Below are 20,846 nucleotides of genomic sequence, written 5' to 3'. Positions count from 1 at the left end.
TCCTTAGCTTGACTCATGTGCTGCCTCCGTTTGACGAACCCTTACAACCGACCACCTCTGCATTACGGCTTGCTCGCCGGGTAAATCTGCCCCCAGTCCTGCTTCATGCTGACCACAGTCCACCCCTTGGCGGTGGCCGCGTCCAGCGCCTTGTCGAGCTTGCCGACCTTGGACTGCCGGTCATAGGCAAATTCGCGCTCGGCATCATCGTGGTGGACCAGCACCGCCATGCGCGGGCCTTCGCCGCTGGTGGTGTACTCCAGCATCTGCAGGTCGCCGTCCGAATTGCCGACGGCAAGGATGGGGTGGCGGCCGATGTGCCGGTAGATGCCGACCGGCTTGCCGGGCCCGTCATCGATGAATTCCAACCTGGGATCGCGCACCAGCGCCGGTTTGCCGTCACGGGTGGTGTACTTGATGGCCTGGGTGGAACCAATCACTTGCTCGGGCGGGATACCGTACGCCTTTTCGGTCCATGGCCGCATGAACTCGATGGTGCCGCCCGAGACTATGTAGGTCTTGAAGCCGTTGGCGCGCAGGTAGGCCAGCAGCTCGAGCTGCGGCTGGTAGACCAGCTCGGTGAAGGGACGCTGCAGCTTCGGATGCTTTGCCTGCGCCAGCCAGTGGCGGATGGCGCGGTCGTACTCGTCCACGGTCATGCCGCTGTTGGCAACCGCGATCAGCTGCATCAGCTGCTTCTCGTTGCGCATCACGCCCTGCATGTCATTGGCCATCAGGGCCTTGAACGCGGGGTTGTTCTTCCATTCCGGGTGCTGTGGCGCCGCGGCCTTGACCTGGTCGAGCAGGAAGAAAAACTGGAAGTACAGCGGCTGTTCGCTCCACAGCGTGCCGTCGTTGTCGAATACCGCGACGCGCTGCTCGGGCGGTACAAAATTCGGTGAACCGGGGCGGGTGACATCCCCGATGAACTTCAGCAGCGCCTGCCTGCTGGCGCCGTCGCGCCAGGACGGGAGCGCCTCGGCGGCGCTTACCTGCGGCGCAGGGGCGTAGGACGGCTGCGCCGCCGTGCTGGCTGGCGGCGCCGTCGTGCAGCCCGGCAGGCCCGCCCCGGCAAAGGCCAGGGCCAGGCAGATGACGGCCAGGGCGGTTCGGGGCGAACGCTGCCGCTGATGCCAGGCGATGGTAGAAACGTCCATCGAGCACATCCTCCAGTCTGTCCGACAGCCAGGAAATGGCGACAGTGCCGGCGCTACCGCGCCAGCGCCAGCGGTTGCTGCCTGCGCACTTCCGCCCAGCGGCTGTCATCCATCACCAGGCGGAAGCCCAGGTGGGACATGCTGTTGTACGGATCCGTCCCGCGCCGGGCGCTGGGTCGGTAGCTCAGGCAATAGTCTTCATTGCAGAGGAATGAGCCGCCGCGCGTGACGCGCTTGGGCGCGTTGACCGGCACGCCGGGTTCAGCCGGATCCCATGAGGCCATCGGACCGACCGGGTTTTCGACTGGCTGCGCCTTGCCGGCCTCGCGCCGGAACTGGTCGGCCCGGTACCAGTCCGCCACCCACTGCCAGGCATTGCCGGTCATGTCGGCCAGGCCGTAACCGTTGGGCGGAAAAGTGCCGACCGGGCTGGTGCCAAGCGCCCCGCCAGCCTTGGGACTGACCACAGGAAACTGCCGGTTCTGCTGGCCTTGCCAGACATTGGCCATCTGCTTGCCGTCGGGGGCGAACTGCTCGCCCCAGGCATAGGTGGCCTGCTCCAGCCCGCCGCGCGCGGCAAACTCCCATTCCGCCTCCGTCGGCAGCCGCTTGCCGACCCATTTGGCATAGGCCTGCGCGTCTTCATACGACACCTGGACCACCGGGTGGTTGTCCTTGCCTTCGATCGAGCTGCCGGGACCGGTCGGATGGCGCCAGTCAGCACCGGGCACATAGCGCCACCAGCGCGAGTAGTCCTGCAGCGGCACCGGCCGCGGCGTGCCCACGAAGACCATGCCACCGGCCACCATGGCGCTGTCGGGCGGGCGCGGCGTGCCGGGTGGCAACTGAACCCGCAGGGTTTCCCAATCGGGCGCGCGCTCGGCGGTGGACACGTAGCCGGTGGCTTCGACGAACTTGCGGAATTCCGCGTTGGTGACGTGGTGCTGGTCCATCCAGAACGCGTGCACGCGCACCTTGTGGGCCGGCTTTTCGTTGGGCTGGGCCATCTTGCTGTCGCTGCCCATCAGGAATTCACCGCCGGGCACGCGCACCATGTCTGCCGGGCCGTTCTTGCCATCGCCAGCGACGATCGCCGGCGCGGTCGGCGTGCGCCCCTTCGTATACCAATAGCTGCCGCCGAGGCCGGCTGCGAGCCCGAGACCGAGCAGCGCCACGATCAACGCCTTCTGCCCGCTTCGCCGTCCCGCGGCCAGTGCAACGGAGCCAGAACGCCCTGCGCCTGTGCCGGGATTGCTGCCCTCACGTCGTCCGCTCATTCACCCTGCCTCTTTGTATACAAAAGTCATGCTAATCCAGCGCAAACAATGATCTCAGATGGCTACAGCGATCAGAAGTCAGCTTTTTCCCGTTTCGGGGGGCAAGTGAATTAAGTTTTTCTTTCGCGCCCTGCCGCCGGCGCCCTGGTCATCGCTGGATACCTGCCGTTGGCCCGATCACCTTCAGGGGCTCCGCCTGGTCTTTGTCGCCCTCATGCAGGACGCCATAGTCCGCCGGGAACAGCGGCGCCAGCGGTGGCGGATACCGGAACGCGTGCAGGGCCTCCAGGTTTTCGCTTGTGTCGATCCAGGGCAGCCAACCGGCACACGGAGCAGGCCTCGCAACTCAGTGCCAGGCGCTCCCCACCTGGATATAGGAGGCGTTCTGGCCCTTGCTGTGGGCCACATCGAGACCGATCGACACCCCCAGCTTGCGCGCAAGCATGTAGCGAAAGCCCGCGCCAACGCTGTAGATGGTCGAGGCATCTGAAAAATCATGCCAGCGCCCATACGCCTTGCCGACGCCGGTGAAACCCAGCAGCGACCAGCGTGGCGTCACATCCCAGCGCAGTTCCACTTCGGCGGCCAGCGCATTGCGGTCCTGGTAGCGCCCCTTCTGCACGCCGCGCAAGTCCACGAACGGCTGCGCGTAGAACGGCACGTCGCCGGTGGAGAAGCGCGTATCGGCACGCAGCCCCAGGATCACGGTGCGCGCCAGCGGCAACCAGGTGAAGCCGCGCGCGTTATACATATTGAATGACTGCGTACTGCCGAAGCCGCCGCGCGCGAACTGCGCCTCCAGCTCGGCATAGCTGCCGCGGCTGGGGTAGAAGATGTTGTCGCGCGAGTCGTAGTCCACCACCAGCCCGGCCTTGCCGATTCGGCATACGCACCGCCGATGGCTGTAATGTTGGGCGGTGCGGGACCTTTCCCACTGGCCCTGGCACTGGCCGCGGCATCCGCCATGGCTTCCGAGAAAAATATCAGCCCCAGCCCGCCACCGTACCCAACCGCCGGTTCCGGGATAACGACCGGCACCGGCAGCGCGCCCTTGTGTTGAGCAGGAAGTCGCTCATGTCCAGCTTGCCGTCCTCAGGACCGAAAAACGACAGCGGTTTCTTTTCAGCCGGCGCTTCGGCCTGGCCGAAGGCGCCGCCACACCAGAACAAGGCCAGTGCGCCGAGCAGCGATGCAATGCGCTGGCTTGCCTGGGAGCGGGTCATCAGCAAGTTATGAAAGGTCCTGTTTAATGGCTACAGCAGCCCCGAATGAAATTGATAAAACCCGCCATTGAATATGGCGCCTGCATCATCGCAGTCCCCTCATGGCTAGTGAAGTAAGTATTTGCGATGCCGTGATGAAGATTTTCGTCCGTTTGCGCGCTGGCAGTAGCGGGGCTCTTTGCTAGTATGCAATGTCGCAATAATATGAGGGTGAGGCATTGCCTCACCTTGTGATTTCACTGCAGCTGGCGCGGGCAGGCATGCGCCAGGGGCCGGCATTCCGGCAAGCGCCTGGACGGCCTTGCACTTCATGTTCCTTGCATATGTCAAAGACCATCGCAAACCGGCTGGCCATTGCTGCCCCCTTCCTCTTTGCCTGTGCTGGCGCCCACGCGACTGAAGGCGCCCTGGGGCGACCCGTGACCGGCACCAGCGTGCTCCCCAATGTGGGGATCGTGTCGCCGGAACCCGCGCTCATCGTGAACGTCGGCGAGGTCTACCTGGATGGCTCGATCAGCGGCAGCCGCAGCGTGCCCATCGCGGGCAAGGCAGCGCTGGGCGTGGACGGCAAGGTCGCGTTCACCGTGGCGACAGTGATGAAGGTCTGGGACACCGGCACCGGCGCCTGGAACTTTGCCTCCAGCTTCACGCTGCCCTATGTCTGGACCAAGGTGACCGCCAACCTCAGCGTGGGCGGGCTGGGGGGCAAGACCCAGGACACCGCATCGAACCTGTTCGACATTACCTTCGCGCCGATCATCGCGGGCTACCATTTCTCGAAGACCGAGCACGTGGCCCTGAGCCTGAACGTGTGGGCGCCGACCGGCAAGTACGATCCCAACGCACTGGCCAACCCCAGCCTGAACAACTGGACCTTCATTCCGCAGGTGGCCTACACCAAGCTGTTTCCCGAACACGGGCTTGAGTTCGATGCTGTGGCCGGGATCCAGTTCTACACTCGCAACAACGCCACCGATTACCAGAACGCACCACTGTTCACGCTCGACACCATGCTGCTCAAGCGCTTTGCCAACGGCGCCGGCCTGGGGCTGATCGCGGGCACGACGCAGCAGTTGGGCGACGACAGCGGCCCGCTCGCCGACCGCCTGAACGGCTTCCGCGGCCATGACTGGGCGGTGGGTCCGATCGTCACCTACGACACCAAGATCGGCGCCAAGAGCCTGCTGTCGCTGGGTCTGCGCTGGGTGCCGACCGTCGCCAGCAAGAACCGCCTGAAGAGCACGAACACGTTCATGGGGACGGCGACCGTCGTGTTCTGAGGGCTGCGCGTTCCCTGGCGGCAAGGCAGAATGCGTCCCATGCGCCGCTTCGTGCAAATCGAAGTACGCATGCAATAGTGCCTGCGTTGATCACGCGCAAGCCCTCAACCTCTGCAAGCCTGCAAACTGGCATCCATGACCTCAGTTCCTTCCCCTTCAACCGGTGCCACCGGCACCAATGCCTCAACCAGCCAGCCCCCGCCACCTCTGTCTCGTCGCCATCAGGCTCCGGTGCCGCGCGGCCGCTTTGCGTGGATGACCGGCACGCTCAGCTGGACGCTGCTGATCGCCAGCACGCTGTTCTGGTGCGCGCTACTGTTCCCGCTGGCGCTGCTGAAGCTGGTGCTGCCGTTTGCCGCCGTCAGGCGCCGCATCGATCCGATGCTCAACGGCATCGCCACCGCCTGGATCTCCGGCAACACCGGCTGGTTCGCGTGGATCCAGCGCGAGCCGTGGGACATCCAGGGCAATGAGGGACTGCGCTATGCCGACTGGTACCTGGTCAACTGCAACCACCAGTCGTGGGCCGATATCTTCGTGCTGCAGCGCTCGCTGAACCGGCGCATCCCGCTGCTGAAGTTTTTCCTGAAGCAACAGCTGATCTATGTGCCGGTGATCGGGCTGGCGTGGTGGGCGCTGGACTTTCCGTTCATGAAGCGCCACGGCAAGGCGCAGCTGCGGCGCAATCCGGCGTTGCGGCGCCAGGACCAGGAAACGGCCAAGCGCGCCTGCGCGAAGTTCTCGCTGGTGCCGACTACCGTCATGGTGTTCGCCGAAGGTACCCGCTTTACCGAGGCCAAGCGCGCGGCCCAGGACTCACCGTACCGCCATCTGCTCAAGCCCAAGGCCGGCGGACTGGCGGTGGCGCTGAATGCGATGGGCAACAGGTTTCGCTCGCTGATCGACGTCACCATCGTGTACCCGGAAGGGGCGCCAGGCTTCTGGGACCTGGCCTGCGGGCGCGCGGGCCCGGTGCTGGTGCGCATGCGGCAGTTGCCAGTGCCTGCGGCCTTCTGCGAGGCCGACTATGGCAGCGACAAGGCCTTTCGCACGGAATTCCACAACTGGCTCGCACGCCAGTGGGAAGCCAAGGACGCGGAGATCGATGCGCTGACGCCGCCGCGCGAAGGCTGAAGCCCTGCTACCCGGGCAGCCGCTCGACTGCCCGCTTTCCCTGTCCCACCGCCGCGGTCAGCGAAGGGCTGCCGGCATTGTCGCTGTTGGCGATGCTGATATTGCCCACGCCGGCCAGCCCGGGCCACTCCGCATCGGGCGCCACGTTCTCACCCGCCAGGCTGTCGGGCATATAGCTGTAGCCGTGCGCCCAGCGGTTGACGGTGATGCCGCGGATCACGTCCTTCGAAGCAAAGCCCTTGTGCCCGAGCATGCGGTCGAGCTGCGCGCGGATGTCGCGTTCCAGCGTGTCAAAGGGCGTGCCCAGCAGCAAGGCACGTCCCGCGCGGAAGCGGTCGCGTGCCAGCATGCCGCTGTCAGGCACGGTCGGCACATAGAGCATGTGCAGCACGGCCGGATCGGAGGGCTGCCTGCCGGCCGGCGGCTCCAGCCACAGGTCGGTATAGGCCATGGCCGGCGCGTGGATGCGGCGCGTGCGCAGCGCGGCGAACGCCTGCCAGTGGTCGAGCGCCACCTTGGTGTAGACCAGCGGCGCCTTGGCCTCGTTGTGCAGCACCTCTTTCTGCTTCGCCGGCAGCGACGGCAGCAGGTACGGGATCATCATGTTGTAGCCGGCCAGCACCACGTGGCGCGCCTCGGCGCGATGCAGGTTGCCGCTGAACCCGTAGGTCACGCGCGTGATATTGCCGTCGGGCTCGACCGCGATCGCGGTGCTGTTCAGGCGCAGGCGCACCGGCTGCCCGTCACGGTCCAGCCGGTTGTAGTCGAACGCGGCCGACACCACATCGGCCGGCCGGGCGATCGACGCCGCGCCCGGGATCAGGCTCTGCACCAGCAGCCGGGCCAGCGATGCATTGCCATCCGGAAACCACAGGCGCGAAGCCGGCGACTTGCCAAGCCGCGCATTGCCTGCCGGCGCGGGCATGTTGGCGCCGGCAGGCAGGCCGATGGCGATGGCGTCGGCAACGCAAATCCCATCGGCGTCCAGCGCATAGGCATCGTTGCTGCGGCTACGCAGGAAACGCTGCCCGGCCAGGCCGATGCCGGCCTTGTCACGCAGAAAGCTGGCGTAACGCATGGAGCGCAACGCTGCCGCGCGCTCGGCACCGGACAGCGCCGGCAGGTAATCGGTGGTGCCGGCGGCCAGCCGCGCCAGCGCGGCGCGGTCCGCCGCAGGCAAGGGCGTGCTGTCCAGGAAGCGCGACAGGGCAGCCGCATCCGGGCCACCGTCCTGCTGCCCGCTGCGGGCATCGATCAGCTCGCCGAACGGATCACCCGCCACCCACTGGTCGCGCCCGAAATGCTCGGCATCGAAGAACACGGCGCGGCCCATGCCGAGCGCCGCATAGGGATCCGCGGACGATGTGCCAGGCGGACGCGCGGCATCGAGTCCAAGCCCTGCCAGCAGTTCGCGCACGGCGGCGTCAGTACTGGCGCTCGCCGGCATCTCGGCGCTGCCGCCATAGGTCACAAGCCGCTTGCCGCGCACCGTGAACTCATTGCGCTTGGCATGGCCGCCGAAGTCATCGTGGTTGTCCAAAATCAGGATGCGGCGGTTGGCGCCGAAACGGCGCCGGTAGAACCACGCTGCCGCCAGGCCGCTCAGGCCGCCGCCGACCACCACCAGGTCGAAGGCCTCGCGCGCCAGCACGACCGGGTATTTCGCGCCCTCGCGCGCCAGGCTGTGCGCCAGCGTGTAGGTGCCGGGATGGTTGCCGCGCAGGCCGGTCAGCGCGGGCGGATACGCCACGCCTGCCCCACCCTGCTGCGCGTGCAGCAACTGCACGGGCGCAAGCCCGGCGGCGATGGTCAGGGCGGTGCCGTTGAGGAAGTCTCTGCGCGTAATCGTCATCGGGTGCTCATCGGGATGCGTCGCCTGCCGCGGCCGGGTGCTGCGCGGCCAGCGCCTTGCGCCGTGCCGCCACGGCGGCTTCCGGCACCGGCGCGGCGCGGTTGCCCCAGCTGCCGCGGATAAAGGTCAGCACATTGGCCAGTTCCTGGTCGTCCAGCGTCCAGCCATAGCCGGGCATGTGGTAATCCGCCGGCGCGGTGCCCACGCGCGCGGTCACGGCGCCGTCGAGCAACAGGTTCACCAGCGAGGCCGGATCGGGATCGGCGACGGTCGGGTTGCCAGCCAGCGGGGGGAACACGCGGGCAAAGCCCTTGCCGTCGGCGCCATGGCAAGGCATGCAGAACACCGCGTACTGGCGCGCACCGGGCACATCGAAGCGGCCCTGCCGCAGTTGCTGCGCGGTGGCGGCATCGTGCCGGAACGGCTTGTCCTCGCCGCGCGCGCCGGGCAGGGATTTCAGGTAGGCGGCGACAGCATCGAGGTCGGGCGCGCTCATGTACTGGGTGGCAGTGGAGACCACCGTGGACATCGGCCCGAACGAGGTCGCGTGCCCGTTGCGCCCGGTGCGCAGGAACTCGGCGATATCCGCGCGCGACCACGCGCCCAGGCCGCTGACCTGGTCGCCGGTCAGGTTGGTGGCGGACCAGCCCTCCACGCTTGCTCCGGACAGGAAATGGCGGCTGCGCTCATCCAGCCCCTTTTCAGCGAACAGGTTTCCGCGCGGCGTATGGCAGGCGCCGCAGTGCGCCACCGCCTGCACCAGGTAGGCACCGCGGTTCCAGGCTTCGCCGCGCGCGGGGTCGATGCGGACCGGGTTGTCATCGACGAACAGGACGTTCCACGCCGCCAGCAGGCTGCGCATGCTGAACGGCCAACGCATCTGCGGCGCGGGGTTGCGCTGGGTGACCGGCGCCACCTCGGCACGCAGGTAGGCGTACAGCGCCGCCACGTCCTCGGCGCGCATGCGCGCGTATGAGGGATACGGCATCGCCGGATAGAGCCGTTTGCCGTCGCGCGCCACGCCATGCCGCAAGGCGCGGTCGAACTCGGCCAGCGTATAGGCGCCGATGCCGCTGCCGGCATCGGGCGTGATATTGGTCGAATGGATCGTGCCGACCGCCGTGCGGATCGGCAGCCCGCCGGCGAAAGGCTTGCCGCCTTCGCTGGTATGGCAGGCGGCGCAGTTGGCGATGCGCGCCAGGTAGCGGCCGCGTTCGATCTGTTGCGTGTCGGTGGCGGCCAGCGCCATGCCCAAGGGCAGCAGCACCGCCAGCGTCAGGCAGGCCAGCTTGCGCAGCGCACGGGCTGTGGCGATACCAGGTCCTTGGGGCAGGAGGAGCATGAGAGCGGTTTCAGGTCAGGCAGCCGACACCGCCCAGTTTGCCGCAAGCACCAGGCACACCACCAGCCCGGCGGCCACGGCCACGCCGGTCAGGATCAGCGGCACCGGGCGCAAGGTGTCCAGGTCACGCTGGTGCTCCTGCCCCTGGCGCAGGCCAAAGAAGCCCCACAGCACGGTCCGCAACAGCCTCAACGGGTTCATGGCATCTCCTTGCACAACGCCTTTGTGTACGAGTGCCGATTATGGGCCGTCCGTACCAGCCATAACAGCATCAGATACCAGGAAAATTTACGTATCAGTTTGCCTGCCCGGGAGATAATGCGCTCAACCGCCCCGCCCCCGCCAACCCGCCATGAAACGCTACGAAGCCCTTGCCGAGACCCTGGCCGCCGATATCCGCAACGGCAGCCTGCCGCCGGGCACGCGCCTGCCGTCGATCCGCAAGACCGTGGCCCAGTATGGCGTCAGCCCCTCGACCGCCTTCCAGGCCTATTATCGGCTGGAAGAGCGCGGACTGGTGCGGGCGCGCGAGCGCTCCGGCTACTACGTGGCGGGACCTGCGCGGCGCGAGCTGCCCCAGCCGCAGGCGCGGCCGTCGCGCCAGGTGTCGACGCAGGTCGACATCTCCAAGCTGGTCTTCGCCGTGCTGGAAGCCGCGCGTGACCGCGAGCTGGTTCAGTTCGGCTCGGCCTTTCCCTCGCCCGAGCTGTTCCCGTGGGAGCGGCTGGGCAAGTCGCTGGCGCGCGCCGGCCGCGCGCTCGACCCGTGGTACTCGGTCAACGACCTGCCGCCGGGCAATGCCGCGCTGCGCCGCCAGATCGCGCTGCGCTACCTGGGCGCCGGCGCCCCGCAGCCGGCCGAGGACCTGATCGTCACCAACGGCGCGCTCGAGGCGCTCAACCTGTGCCTGATGGCGGTGACGCAGCCGGGCGACGTGGTGGCGATCGAATCGCCCGGCTTCTATGCCTCGCTGCAGGCGCTGGAGCGGCTGCGGCTCAAGGCCGTGGAGATCCCGGTCGACCCCGCCGAAGGCATCGACCTGGGCGCGCTCGACACCGCGCTGTCACGGCACCCGGTCAAGGCGTGCTGGTTCATGACGCAGTTCCAGAATCCGCTCGGCGCCAGCATGTCGGAGGACAAGAAGAAGGCGCTGGTGGCCTTGCTGGCGCGCCACCAGGTGCCGCTGATCGAGGACGATGTCTATGGCGAGCTCTACTTCGGCAACCGCTGCCCGCTGCCGGCCAAGGCCTTCGATACGCAAGGGCTGGTGATGCATTGCAGCTCGTTCTCGAAGACGCTGGCGCCAGGATTCCGCATCGGCTGGGTGGCGCCGGGCCGCTTTGGCGAAGCGATCCAGCGGCTCAAGCTGATGACCACGCTGTCGGCGGGCGTGCCCACGCAGGTGGCACTGGCCGAATACCTGCAGCACGGCGGCTACGACAAGCACCTGCGCAAGCTGCGCCATGTGCTGGAGATGCAGCAGGGCCGCATGATCGATGCCATCGGCCAGCACTTCCCGGAAGATGTGCGCGTGTCACGGCCGGACGGCGGGTATTTCCTGTGGGTCGAGTTTGCGCCCGGCTTCGATGCGCTGGCGCTGCACCATGCCGCGCTCGACGCAGGCATCGGCATTGCGCCGGGGCCGATATTCTCCGCGCGGCAGGGGTATCGCAACTGCATCCGGCTCAATTACGGGCACCTGTGGAGCGATGAGGCCGAGGCCGCCATCGCCACCCTCGGTCGGCTCATCGCGCAGCAGCAAGGCAGCTAGCGCGCATCGCGATGGCGGCGCAGCGCCCACTCCAGGGTCTCGAACGCTGCCTGTACCACCAGTGCCAGCATGGCCGCCGGGATTGCGCCGGCCAGCAGCAGCGCCGTGTCGTTGAGCGCCAGCCCGGTGGCAATGCGCTCGCCAAAACCACCCGCGCCCACAAAGGCCGCGATCGTCGCCGTGCCCACGCTGATGATGGCCGCGGTCTTGATGCCCGCCAGCAGCACCGGCAAGGCCAGCGGCAGCTCCACGTAGCGCAGCACCTGGCCGCCGCGCAGCCCGAGCGCCCGCCCCGCATCGCGCATGCCCTGCGGCACCTGCTCCAGCCCGGTCGCGGTATTGCGCACGATCGGCAGCAAGGCATAGAGAAACAGCGCCACCATGGCCGGCCAGACGCCGATGCGGCCCAGCAGCGGGATCAGCATCGCCAGCAGCGCCAGCGACGGCACCGTCTGCAGCACATTGACCACGCCCAGCACAGCCTGTCCGGTGCGGCGCCGCCGCGCAGCCAGCATCCCCAGGGGCACCCCGACCAGCGTGGCGGCACCGACCGCGCCCGCCACCAGGCCGACATGGCGCCGCGCCAGGCGCGTGGTGTCGGGCCCGAACAGCGCGGCAGCCAGCCGGCCGCGCGGTTCGGCACCGTCACGCGTTGCCTTTTGCCCTGCAGTGCCGGCCAGGAACGCGCGCGCGATCGCGTCGAATGACTGGCCATCGATCTCCGCCGCCGCATTCATGGCGATCATGTCGTCGGCGCTGACGCGCCCGGCCAGCCGCTCCAACGCTTGCCAGGCCTGCGGGAAGCGCTTCGGTACGTCAAGGCGGTAGACCACCACCGCGTCGTAGCGCGGGAAGTAATGCCGGTCGTCCTCCAGCACGTGCAGCTTGTACTTGCGGATCTTGGCGTCGGTGGAATAGATGTCGATGGCATCGACCTGCCCCGCGGCCAAGGCCTCGTAGGCAACGCCGTGGTCCAGGCCGACCGGGCGTTGCGGCAGCCCGTAGCGGCTGGCCAGCCCCGGCCAGCCGTCGGCGCGCCCCAGGAACTCGTGGGACAGGCCGAGCCTGAGCTGCGGCTGCGCGGCGAGGTCGCTCAGCCGGCGCAGTGCGCCAGCGCGGGCATCGGACACGGCCAGCGCGTAGGTGTTCTCAAAACCAAGCGGAATTGCCGCGCCCAGCCCCATCGGCGCCAGCGCCCGCTGGATGGCATCGAGGCCGGCTCCGGGGGGCAGTTTCAGGATCTCGGCGGCGAGCGTGCCGGTGTAATCGGGATAGAGGTCGATGCTGCCGGCCTTCAGCGCCTCGAAGACGATCGCGGTATTGCCAAGGCCGGGTTGATGTTGCGCGGCGCCGGGCGGCCCGGCCGCCTGGGTCAGCAGCTCGCCAAGGATGTACGACTCGGTGAAGCGCTTGGAACCCACGCGCAGCGGATCTGCCGCGCGTGCCGGCATGGCACCCGCGAGTGCAGCAACCAACACCCATGCCAGGGCATGCCACGGCTGGCGCCCTTTTCGCCCTTTCGCCCGATTGCCACGGATCCAAGCCAAAACGTCTGTCCCGATGGTGAGCCGGTGTGCTCCCGGCATCGCTACATCATAGCTGGCGCATGTTCTTATCCAGAAATAGTATTTGTCTTTTGCATGATGAAGGCGTCAGAATCCAGATTACACATTCTTTCCAAGTGCGCCCCCCATGGAAATCCGGCAATTGGAAGCCTTCGCCGCAGTGGTCACCACCGGCAGCGTCACCGCTGCCGGGCGGCTGCTGGGCCGCTCTCAGCCCGCCATTACGCGGCTGATCCAGGAGCTGGAGGCCGAGCTGGGCTTTGCCCTGTTCACCCGCAGCGGCCCGCGCGTCAGCCCGACCGAGCAAGGTTTCCTGCTCTATGACGAGGTCGAGCAGACGCTGGCCGGCATGCAGCAGATCCGCACACGCGCCGCGGCCCTGGCGCGCGGCGATGGCCGGCCCCTGCGCATTGCCGCGACCCCGGCGCTGGCAGCAGGCCTGCTGCCGCCGGCGCTGGCGCTGGCCTTCGAACGCGGGCTGTGCGCACCGGAGCGGGTGTCGGTGCAGAACCTGTCGCCGGAACAAGTGGTGCATGCGGTCCTGACCGGCGCTGCCGATATCGGCCTGAACAGCCTGCCGCTGGAACACCGCGGTGTGACCGTGCACTGGATCGGCCAGTCAGCCTGCGTGGCGGCCGTGCGTGCCGACGACCCACTGGCGGCGCAGCCTGCCATCGCCCTGCGGGACTGCCGCGGCCGCCGCATCGTCACCATGCAGAACCCGTACCGGCTGCGCCGCCGCGTCGACCGGGCGCTGGCCGGCGCCGGCGTGCCTGAAGCGGGCGTGATCGACACCAATACCTCGATCAGCGCGCTCACGCTGGTGCGCGCGGGGCTGGGCATCGCCGTGCTGGAACCCGTGACCGCGCGCGGGCTGCCGCTGACCGATATCGCCGTACGGGCCATCGATGCCGATATTCCCTTTTTCTTCGGCGTGATCACGCCGCAGGCCCGCCCGGCCAGCACGGCGGTGCTGGGGCTGGTGCAGGCCGTGGCCGACGCCGCCGCCGAACTGTTGCCCGACCTGGTGCGGCGCGAGCCCGCCGAACACGGCGCGCTGCTGCAGTCGCTCTATGGCGATGCCAGCGTCGACGCTGACACGCTCACACAAGATGCCGGACTTCCAAGCCATGACTGACCTATCCGCCTCCGCCCCTACCCCCGCCGCCGGCCTCGCCGCGCTGGAAGCGCGCCTGCGCCAGGACTTGTCATGGCTGGAACTGCCAGCCAAGGGCTGGACTGTCCAGCGCACCCAGGACGGCCAGCAAATCCTGGACGTCGCTGTCATCGGCGGCGGCATGGCCGGGCTGGCAGCCAGCGCCACCCTGACGCATCTCGGCATCCGCGTGCGCGCCTTCGACCGTTCCCCGACCGGCTTTGAAGGCCCGTGGGCCACCACCGCGCGCATGGAAACGCTGCGTTCGCCCAAGCAACTGACCGGCCCCGCGCTGGGCCTGCCGGCGCTGACTTTCCGCGCCTGGTTCGAGGCCCAGTTTGGGGCGGCCGCCTGGGAGGCGCTGGACAAGATCCCGCGGCTGCAGTGGATGGACTACCTGCGCTGGTACCGCCAGGTGCTGGGGCTGGATATCCGCAACGACCACCGGGTCGATGCCATCGTGCCGCGCCCGGACGGACTGGTAGCGCTGTCGATGCAGACCCCGGACGGCCCGCAAACCGTACTGGCGCGCCGCGTAGTGCTGGCCACCGGCCGCGACGGCCTGGGCGGCGCCTACCTGCCGCCGGTGGCAAGCAAGCTGCCGCGCCACCTGTGGGCCCATTCGTCCGACGACATGGACTACGCCGCGCTGCGCGGCAAGCGCGTGGGCGTGGTCGGCGCGGGTGCGTCGGCCATGGACAGCGCCGCGACCGCGCTGGAAGCCGGCGCCGCCTGCGTGGAGATGCTGATCCGCCGCGCCGACATCCCGCGCATCAACAAGGGCAAGGGCGCGGGCAATCCCGGCCTGGTCCACGGCCACCCCATGCTGTCCGATGAATGGAAATGGCGCATCCGCCATTACATCAACGCGCAGCAGGTGCCGCCGCCGCGCGGCAGCACCCTGCGGGTCTCGCGCCATGCCAATGCGCGCTTCCACCTGGGCTGCCCGATCGAAGCGATCGAGCCGCATGGCGATGGCCTGCGCGTGCTCACGCCCAAGGGCGTGTTCGAGCTGGACTTCCTGGTCTTCTCGACCGGTTTCCGCATCGCCCTGGACACCCGGCCCGAGTTCGCCGCCTTCGCCCCGCAAATCCGCTACTGGCGCGACCGCTACACGCCCCGCCCCGGCCAGGAAGACCAGGAGCTGGACGACTCGCCGGACCTGGGCCCGGCGTTCGAGTTCCTCGAGAAGACGCCCGGCGCCTGCCCCGGGCTGTCGCGCATCCACTGCTTCTGCTATCCGGCTGCGCTGTCGCACGGCACGGTGTCGGGCGACATCCCGGCTATCAGCGACGGCGCGCGCCGGCTGGGCCAGGGGATCGCCGGGCTGCTGTACCAGGAAGACGCGGAGATCCACTACGCCAACCTGGAAGCCTACGCCGAGCCCGAAGTGTTCGGCGACGAATGGACGCCGGCGCCATGAGAACCCTGAGAGGCGCCCTCACCCGCTGGCCCTGGCGCTGGCTGCTGCGCCGCCTGCTGCAGGCGGCGGCGGTGGTGCTGGTGATGACGGTGATCGTCTTCGCCGGCCTGCATGCCATCGGCAATCCGGTCGACATCCTGATTGGCCAGGACGTGGACCAGGTCGACCGTGCGCGCATCATCGCCGCGCTCGGGCTGGACCAGCCACTGTGGCGCCAGTACCTCGGTTTCCTGAACGGCGCGCTGCACGGCAACCTGGGCAACAGCTTTGTCTATAACGTGCCGGCGATCCAGCTGATCCTGCAGCGCCTGCCGGCCACGCTGGAGCTGGCGGTGGCGGCGCTGCTGCTGGCCGTGCTGGTGGGCGTGCCGCTCGGGCTGTTCGCCGGCCTGTATCCCGAGCACCCGCTGTCGCGCGTGCTGATGACCGGCAGCATCGTCGGCTTCTCGCTGCCCACCTTCTGGGTCGGCCTGATGCTGATCATGGCCTTCAGCGTGCGGCTGGGCTGGCTGCCCTCGGGCGGGCGCGGCGCCACCGCGGAATGGCTGGGCGTGCCGTGGTCCTGGCTGACCGCCGACGGGCTGCGCCACATGATCCTGCCGGCCATCAACCTGTCCTTGTTCAAGGTCTCGCTGGTGCTGCGCCTGACGCGCGCCGGCGTGCGCGAGGTATTGCCGCAGGACTGGGTCAGGTTCGCGCGCGCCAAGGGCCTGTCGCCGCTGCGCGTGGTGCTCGGCCACGTGCTGCGCAACACCATGATCCCGCTGGTGACAGTGCTGGGCCTGGAGTTCGGCTCCACCATCGCATTCGCGGTGGTGACCGAGAACATCTTCGCCTGGCCCGGCGCCGGCAAGCTGATCCTGGACAGCATCAACGCGCTCGACCGGCCGGTGATCGTCTCCTACCTGGTGGTCGTGGTGTGCCTGTTCGTCACGCTGAACCTGATCGTCGACGTGCTCTACAAACTGCTCGATCCGCGCGTGCGGCTGGAGGGCGCGGCATGAACGCCAGCGACAAGACCAGCGCAGTGCCGGCCGAAGCCTTCGCGCCGCCCGCCGCGCCCGCCGCGCCTGCGTTACGGCGCGAAGCGCCGTGGCGCCGCGTGGCGGCTGACTTCCTCGCCTCGCGCACCGCCGTGTTCGGGCTGGTGGTGCTGGTGCTGCTGGTGCTCACCGCACTGCTGGCGCCGTGGCTCACGCCGCAGAATCCCTATGACCTGCTGCAACTGGATGTGCTGGACGCGCGCCTTTCGCCCGGCACCGCCAACGGTGCGGGCACCTACAGCTACTGGCTGGGCACCGACGGCCAGGGCCGCGACATCCTGTCCGGCATCATTTACGGGCTGCGCATCAGCCTGCTGGTGGGCGTCGGCTCGGCGGCGCTCGCCGGCGTGCTCGGCACGCTGCTGGGGCTGCTCGCGGCCTATGCCGGCGGGCGCGTGGACAGCCTGATCATGCGCACCGTGGACCTGCTCCTGTCGTTCCCGTCCATCCTGGTGGCGATGATGATCCTGGCCTTCCTGGGCAAGGGCGTGGGCAACGTGGTGCTGACGCTGGTGATCCTGGAGTGGGCCTACTATGCCCGCACGGCCCGCGCCCAGGCCCTGGTGGAGAGCCGGCGCGAATACGTCGAGGCCGCGCGCGGCCAGGGTATCGCGCACTGGCGCATCGTGGTCGGGCACATCCTGCCCAACTGCATGCCGCCGCTGATCGTGATCGGCTCGCTGCAGGTGGCGCGCGCGATCACGCTGGAGGCCACGCTGTCCTTTCTCGGCCTGGGCGTGCCGGTCACCGAGCCCTCGCTCGGCCTGCTGATCGCCAATGGCTACCAGTTCATGCTGTCCGACGAATACTGGATCAGCTTTTTCCCGGGCATTGCGCTGCTGCTGACCGTGGTGGCCATCAACCTGGTGGGCGACCGCCTGCGCGACGTCCTCAACCCGAGGCTGCAGAAATGAGCGCGCCCGCCACGCCACCCGATATCCCCACGCTGGAAGTGCGCCACTTGCGCACCCATTTCGACACCCGCAACGGCGTGCTGCGGGCGGTGGACGATGTCTCGTTTGCCGTGCCGCGCGGTCGCATCCTGGGGCTGGTGGGCGAATCCGGCTCGGGCAAGTCGGTCACCGGCTTCTCGATCATGGGGCTGGTGGATCCGCCCGGCCATATCGCCGGCGGCGAAATCCTGTTCCAGGGCCGCGAGCTGACGCGCATGCGCCCGGCCGAGTTGCGCCAGCTGCAGGGCAACCGCATCGCCATGATCTTCCAGGATCCGATGATGACGCTGAACCCGGTGATGCGGATCGACGCGCAGATGATCGAGGCGGTGCGCGCGCACAGCAAGGCCAGCCACAAGCAAGCGCGCGAACTGGCCCGCGACACCCTGGGCATGATGGGCATCCCGAGCCCGGACGAGCGGCTGCTGGCCTACCCGCACCAGCTCTCCGGCGGCATGCGCCAGCGCGTGGCCATCGCCATCGCCATGCTGCACCGGCCCGACCTGATCATTGCCGACGAGCCCACCACGGCGCTGGACGTCACCATCCAGGCCCAGATCCTCTCGGAGGTGCAGACACTGGCGCGCCAGCACGGCACTGCGCTGATCTGGATCACGCACGACCTGTCCGTGGTGGCGGGCCTCGCCGACGAGGTCGCGGTGATGTACGCCGGCCGCATCGTCGAGCAAGGCCCGGTGGACGACGTGCTGGACCACCCGCTGCACCCCTACACCGCCGGCCTGATCGCGAGCCTGCCGAGCCTGAACCAGCGCGGCCAGCGGCTGCGGCAGATTCCCGGCATGACGCCCGACCTGGTCGCGCTGCCGCCCGGATGCGCCTTTGCCCCGCGCTGCCCGCTCGCCAACGCTGTGTGTGGCAAAGCGCCCGCCATCAGCTCGCCCGGGCCGCTGCGCCAGGTGCGCTGCTTCCACCCCGGCCAGCTGGCCGTCAGCATGGAGCCGGCATGACCGTCAGCGAACTGCATCCCGCTCACGCGGGCCACGCGCAAGCCGTACCGGCGGCAGCAGAAGGCGGCAGGCCGCCGCTGGTGTCCGCCCGCGCGCTGGCCAAGCGCTTCGGCGAGCGCAAGCCGGGACGCATCGGCCGGGCGCTGGAGCGCCTGGGCTGGTCCGAGCCCGCGCGCGTCACCCACGCCGTGGACGGCGTCGACCTCGACCTGAAGCACGGCGAAGTGCTCGGGCTGGTGGGCGAATCGGGCTGCGGCAAGTCCACCCTGGGGCGCATGATCGCGGGCCTGCTCGATCCCTCCTCCGGCGAGATCAGCATCGACGGCCGCAGCCCCGGCAGCCTGGACCGCGCCGGGCGGCAAGCGCTGCGCCTGAAGATCCAGATGGTGTTCCAGGATCCCTACGCCAGCCTGAACCCGCGCCTGCGCGTGGACCGCATCGTCGGCGAGGGCGCGCGCCTGCAAGGGCTGGTCGATGCGGCCGGCTTCGACGACTACGTCAGCGCGCAGCTCCAGCGCGCCGGACTGGACCCGAGCCTGCGCCAGCGCTACCCCCACCAGTTCAGCGGCGGCCAGCGCCAGCGCATCGGCATTGCGCGCGCGCTGGCGGTGCAGCCCGAGCTGCTGGTGTGCGACGAGGCCGTGGCAGCGCTGGACGTGTCGATCCAGGCGCAGGTGCTGAACCTGTTCATGGACCTGCGCGAGCAACTGGGCCTGAGCTACCTGTTCATCAGCCACGACCTGGGCGTGGTCGAGCATATCTCTGATCGCGTCATGATCATGTATCTGGGCCGCGTGGTGGAAAGCGCGCCGACCACGGAGATCTTCCGCCGGCCCAACCACCCGTACACGCAGGCGCTGCTGGCCGAAATCCCGCGCCTGGATGCCCGTCACAAGACCTTCACCGCCATCCGCGGCGAGATCCCCAGCCCGCTGGCACCGCCGGCCGGCTGCCACTTCCACCCGCGCTGCCCGCATGCCATGGCGCGCTGCGCGGTGGAGCCGCCCAGGTTGCGCGGCATCGCCGTCAACCATCTGAGCGCCTGCCATCTCAACGAAGCTTGACGCTCACCGTATCGCCCCTTTCATTCCAGAAACCGCCCCGAGGAATCGCCCCATGAATCGCTCGCCGTCCTTCTCCTTGCGTGCCACCGTGGCCGCCGTGCTTTGTGCCGCCGCGACGGTGGCCTCCGCGCAGTCGCTGACAATCGGCTTTGCCGACCCGTTGTCGTCGCTGGACCCCCAGCTGAACAACCACGCCGGCGACCGCTCGGTGGACCTGCACTTCTGGGACCTGCTGATCGAAAACAAGGACAACAAGCTGCAGCCGGGGCTGGCGCTGTCGTGGAAGGCGCTGGACGACAAGACCTGGGAGTTCAAGCTGCGCCGCGACGTCAAGTGGCAGGACGGCAAGCCCTTCACCGCCGAGGACGTGATCTTCTCCTACCAGCGCGCACGCAACGTGCCGGGTAGCGTGGCCTCGTTCTCGGGCTACCTGCGCACCATCGAATCAGCCACCGCCAAGGACCCGTACACGCTGCTGGTCAAGACCAACATCGCCAACCCCGACCTGCCCCTGAACCTGGCCTCGGTGCATATCGTCAGCAAGCACGTGGGCGACAAGGCCAATACCGACGATTACAACGCAGGCCGCGCGGTGGTGGGCACCGGCCCGTACAAGTTCATCTCCTACACCCCGGGCGACCGTGTGATCATGGCGCGCAATGATGGCTACTGGGGCGCCAAGGCGATCTGGCAACAGGTCAACTACCGCTACATCAACAACGGCCCGGCGCGCACGGCAGCACTGCTGTCCGGCGACGTGGACGTGATCGACAAGGTCTCGGTATCCGACCTCGCCAAGCTCAAGCAATCGCCCACCGTCAGTGTGTTCCCGTACAACGGCCTGCGCGTGATGCTGCTGCAGCCGAGCTTCAAGCCTGGCCCCAACCCCTACATCACCGACAACGCCGGCAAGCCGCTGGACAAGAATCCGCTGCTTGACGTGCGCGTGCGCCGGGCGCTGTCGCTGGCCATCAACCGCGAGGCCGTGGTGGGCCGTATCCTGCAGAACACCGCCACCGTGGCCAACCAGTGGATGCCCAAGGGCACTTTTGGCTACAACCCCGAGGTCAAGGACATCGCCTATGACCCCGCCCAGGCCAAAAAACTGCTGGCCGAGGCCGGCTTTCCCGACGGCTTCAGGCTGACCATCCATGCCCCCAACGACCGCTACCCGCAGGGCCCGGAGACGGCGCAGGCCGTGGCGCAGTTCTGGACCCGCGCGGGCGTGAAGACCCAGGTGGAAGTGGTGCCCTGGTCGGTCTACTCCGGCCGTGCCAACAAGAACGAGTACGCGGTCAGCATGCTGGCCTGGGGGAATGGCACCGGCGAGGCCAGCTATGCGCTGGTCAACGTGCTGGCCACCGTGGACGCCAAGAAGGGCCTGGGCGCCTCCAACTGGGGCCACTACAGCAACCCGGCCGTAGACCGCGCGCTGGAGGAATCCACGGCCGAGTTCGACGTGGCAAAGCGCGAAACGATCCTGCGCCGCTCGGTCAGGCTGGTGTCCGACGACGTCGGCGTGGTGCCGCTGTACCACTACCAGAATATCTGGGCGGCAAAGAAGGGCCTGAAGGTAACGCCGATGACCAGCGACCGCACCGCCGCCATGATGGTGACGCGGACGGGCAAGTGAGCATG

The 20,846-nt window shown here is 68.2% G+C and carries 16 protein-coding genes and 1 pseudogene; 10 read left to right on the top strand and 7 right to left on the bottom strand.

Translation table 11 applies throughout. The features are described from left to right. Window positions 1-62: 62 nt before the first annotated feature. From RS901_RS14060 to RS901_RS14050, 3 genes and pseudogenes are all read right to left on the bottom strand, one after another. The gene (locus RS901_RS14060) at window positions 63-1,157 is read right to left on the bottom strand and encodes an HAD family hydrolase (RefSeq protein WP_316149383.1); all 1,095 of its coding nucleotides are present in this window, start codon (window positions 1,155-1,157) and stop codon (window positions 63-65) included. A gap of 53 nt (window positions 1,158-1,210) precedes the next feature. Continuing rightward, the gene (locus RS901_RS14055) at window positions 1,211-2,434 is read right to left on the bottom strand and encodes a formylglycine-generating enzyme family protein (protein ID WP_316149382.1); all 1,224 of its coding nucleotides are present in this window, start codon (window positions 2,432-2,434) and stop codon (window positions 1,211-1,213) included. A gap of 346 nt (window positions 2,435-2,780) precedes the next feature. Beyond that, window positions 2,781-3,657, bottom strand: a pseudogene (locus tag RS901_RS14050) (BamA/TamA family outer membrane protein). A 323-nt stretch (window positions 3,658-3,980) separates the two neighbouring features. Between RS901_RS14050 and RS901_RS14045 the strand changes: the two are divergent. After that, window positions 3,981-4,937 carry a transporter gene (locus tag RS901_RS14045; RefSeq protein ID WP_316149381.1) on the top strand — a complete coding sequence of 319 codons (957 nt, stop codon included), beginning with the start codon at window positions 3,981-3,983 and terminating at the stop codon, window positions 4,935-4,937. A 135-nt stretch (window positions 4,938-5,072) separates the two neighbouring features. Continuing rightward, window positions 5,073-6,071 carry an acyltransferase gene (locus RS901_RS14040; protein WP_410054116.1) on the top strand — a complete coding sequence of 333 codons (999 nt, stop codon included), beginning with the start codon at window positions 5,073-5,075 and terminating at the stop codon, window positions 6,069-6,071. 7 nt (window positions 6,072-6,078) lie between these two features. Here the strand turns inward: RS901_RS14040 and RS901_RS14035 are convergent, their stop codons facing one another. Genes RS901_RS14035 through RS901_RS14025 form a run of 3 tightly spaced genes read right to left on the bottom strand, consistent with a single transcriptional unit; the run spans window position 6,079 to window position 9,466 of the window. Further along, a complete protein-coding gene (locus tag RS901_RS14035) occupies window positions 6,079-7,923 on the bottom strand; it encodes an FAD/NAD(P)-binding protein (protein WP_316149380.1) in 1,845 nt (614 codons plus the stop codon). 7 nt (window positions 7,924-7,930) lie between these two features. Then, on the bottom strand, window positions 7,931-9,265 hold the full coding sequence (locus RS901_RS14030; protein ID WP_316149379.1) for a cytochrome c: 1,335 nt from the start codon (window positions 9,263-9,265) through the stop codon (window positions 7,931-7,933). 15 nt (window positions 9,266-9,280) lie between these two features. Beyond that, window positions 9,281-9,466 (bottom strand): DUF2970 domain-containing protein, encoded by a 186-nt coding sequence (locus tag RS901_RS14025; RefSeq protein WP_010811552.1) that lies wholly within the window; start codon window positions 9,464-9,466, stop codon window positions 9,281-9,283. A 151-nt stretch (window positions 9,467-9,617) separates the two neighbouring features. Between RS901_RS14025 and RS901_RS14020 the strand changes: the two genes are divergently transcribed. Further along, window positions 9,618-11,036, top strand: coding sequence for a PLP-dependent aminotransferase family protein (locus RS901_RS14020; protein ID WP_316149374.1), 1,419 nt, complete (start codon window positions 9,618-9,620; stop codon window positions 11,034-11,036). Here RS901_RS14020 and RS901_RS14015 read toward each other — a convergent pair. Then, on the bottom strand, window positions 11,033-12,514 hold the full coding sequence (locus RS901_RS14015) for a glycine betaine ABC transporter substrate-binding protein (protein ID WP_410054115.1): 1,482 nt from the start codon (window positions 12,512-12,514) through the stop codon (window positions 11,033-11,035). The two genes, RS901_RS14020 and RS901_RS14015, sit on opposite strands and share 4 nt — an antisense overlap. Window positions 12,515-12,728: 214 nt before the next feature. Between RS901_RS14015 and RS901_RS14010 the strand changes: the two genes are divergently transcribed. From RS901_RS14010 to RS901_RS13980, 7 genes are read left to right on the top strand one after another with little or no spacing between them, the layout of a single operon-like run. Continuing rightward, entirely contained in the window at window positions 12,729-13,739 is a 1,011-nt protein-coding gene (locus RS901_RS14010; RefSeq protein ID WP_316149373.1) for a LysR family transcriptional regulator, read from the top strand. Then, window positions 13,732-15,180, top strand: coding sequence for an NAD(P)/FAD-dependent oxidoreductase (locus tag RS901_RS14005; protein ID WP_316149372.1), 1,449 nt, complete (start codon window positions 13,732-13,734; stop codon window positions 15,178-15,180). Before RS901_RS14010 ends, RS901_RS14005 begins: the two co-directional genes overlap by 8 nt. Next, window positions 15,177-16,184, top strand: a complete 1,008-nt coding sequence (locus RS901_RS14000; protein ID WP_316149371.1) for an ABC transporter permease — start codon at window positions 15,177-15,179, stop codon at window positions 16,182-16,184. Before RS901_RS14005 ends, RS901_RS14000 begins: the two co-directional genes overlap by 4 nt. Beyond that, complete coding sequence (locus RS901_RS13995) at window positions 16,181-17,137, top strand: ABC transporter permease (RefSeq protein ID WP_316149369.1); 957 nt, start codon at window positions 16,181-16,183, stop codon at window positions 17,135-17,137. Before RS901_RS14000 ends, RS901_RS13995 begins: the two co-directional genes overlap by 4 nt. Then, entirely contained in the window at window positions 17,134-18,144 is a 1,011-nt protein-coding gene (locus RS901_RS13990; RefSeq protein ID WP_316149368.1) for an ABC transporter ATP-binding protein, read from the top strand. The genes RS901_RS13995 and RS901_RS13990 overlap by 4 nt, the downstream gene beginning before the upstream one ends. Then, window positions 18,141-19,208: an oligopeptide/dipeptide ABC transporter ATP-binding protein gene (locus RS901_RS13985; RefSeq protein WP_316149367.1), complete on the top strand. Its 1,068-nt coding sequence runs from the start codon at window positions 18,141-18,143 to the stop codon at window positions 19,206-19,208. Before RS901_RS13990 ends, RS901_RS13985 begins: the two co-directional genes overlap by 4 nt. Before the next feature lie 52 nt (window positions 19,209-19,260). Then, on the top strand, window positions 19,261-20,841 hold the full coding sequence (locus RS901_RS13980) for an ABC transporter substrate-binding protein (RefSeq protein WP_316149366.1): 1,581 nt from the start codon (window positions 19,261-19,263) through the stop codon (window positions 20,839-20,841). Window positions 20,842-20,846 lie beyond the last annotated feature (5 nt).

Origin of the sequence: Cupriavidus sp. BIC8F (genome assembly GCF_032465815.1) — a bacterium.
GTDB classification, from domain to species: Bacteria; Pseudomonadota; Gammaproteobacteria; order Burkholderiales; family Burkholderiaceae; genus Cupriavidus; species Cupriavidus necator.
Note: the sequence above shows the minus strand (reverse complement) of the source record. Positions and strands in the feature narration are given on the sequence as shown.

Excerpts from the sequence above, each read along its gene's own strand:
- RS901_RS14060 (WP_316149383.1), bottom strand. The coding sequence starts at position 1,157 with ATGGACGTTTCTACCATCGCCTGGCATCAGCGGCAGCGTTCGCCCCGA.
- RS901_RS14055 (WP_316149382.1), bottom strand. The coding sequence starts at position 2,434 with ATGAGCGGACGACGTGAGGGCAGCAATCCCGGCACAGGCGCAGGGCGT.
- RS901_RS14045 (WP_316149381.1), top strand. The coding sequence starts at position 3,981 with ATGTCAAAGACCATCGCAAACCGGCTGGCCATTGCTGCCCCCTTCCTC.
- RS901_RS14040 (WP_410054116.1), top strand. The coding sequence starts at position 5,073 with ATGACCTCAGTTCCTTCCCCTTCAACCGGTGCCACCGGCACCAATGCC.
- RS901_RS14035 (WP_316149380.1), bottom strand. The coding sequence starts at position 7,923 with ATGACGATTACGCGCAGAGACTTCCTCAACGGCACCGCCCTGACCATC.
- RS901_RS14030 (WP_316149379.1), bottom strand. The coding sequence starts at position 9,265 with ATGCTCCTCCTGCCCCAAGGACCTGGTATCGCCACAGCCCGTGCGCTG.
- RS901_RS14025 (WP_010811552.1), bottom strand. The coding sequence starts at position 9,466 with ATGAACCCGTTGAGGCTGTTGCGGACCGTGCTGTGGGGCTTCTTTGGC.
- RS901_RS14020 (WP_316149374.1), top strand. The coding sequence starts at position 9,618 with ATGAAACGCTACGAAGCCCTTGCCGAGACCCTGGCCGCCGATATCCGC.
- RS901_RS14010 (WP_316149373.1), top strand. The coding sequence starts at position 12,729 with ATGGAAATCCGGCAATTGGAAGCCTTCGCCGCAGTGGTCACCACCGGC.
- RS901_RS14005 (WP_316149372.1), top strand. The coding sequence starts at position 13,732 with ATGACTGACCTATCCGCCTCCGCCCCTACCCCCGCCGCCGGCCTCGCC.
- RS901_RS14000 (WP_316149371.1), top strand. The coding sequence starts at position 15,177 with ATGAGAACCCTGAGAGGCGCCCTCACCCGCTGGCCCTGGCGCTGGCTG.
- RS901_RS13995 (WP_316149369.1), top strand. The coding sequence starts at position 16,181 with ATGAACGCCAGCGACAAGACCAGCGCAGTGCCGGCCGAAGCCTTCGCG.
- RS901_RS13990 (WP_316149368.1), top strand. The coding sequence starts at position 17,134 with ATGAGCGCGCCCGCCACGCCACCCGATATCCCCACGCTGGAAGTGCGC.
- RS901_RS13985 (WP_316149367.1), top strand. The coding sequence starts at position 18,141 with ATGACCGTCAGCGAACTGCATCCCGCTCACGCGGGCCACGCGCAAGCC.
- RS901_RS13980 (WP_316149366.1), top strand. The coding sequence starts at position 19,261 with ATGAATCGCTCGCCGTCCTTCTCCTTGCGTGCCACCGTGGCCGCCGTG.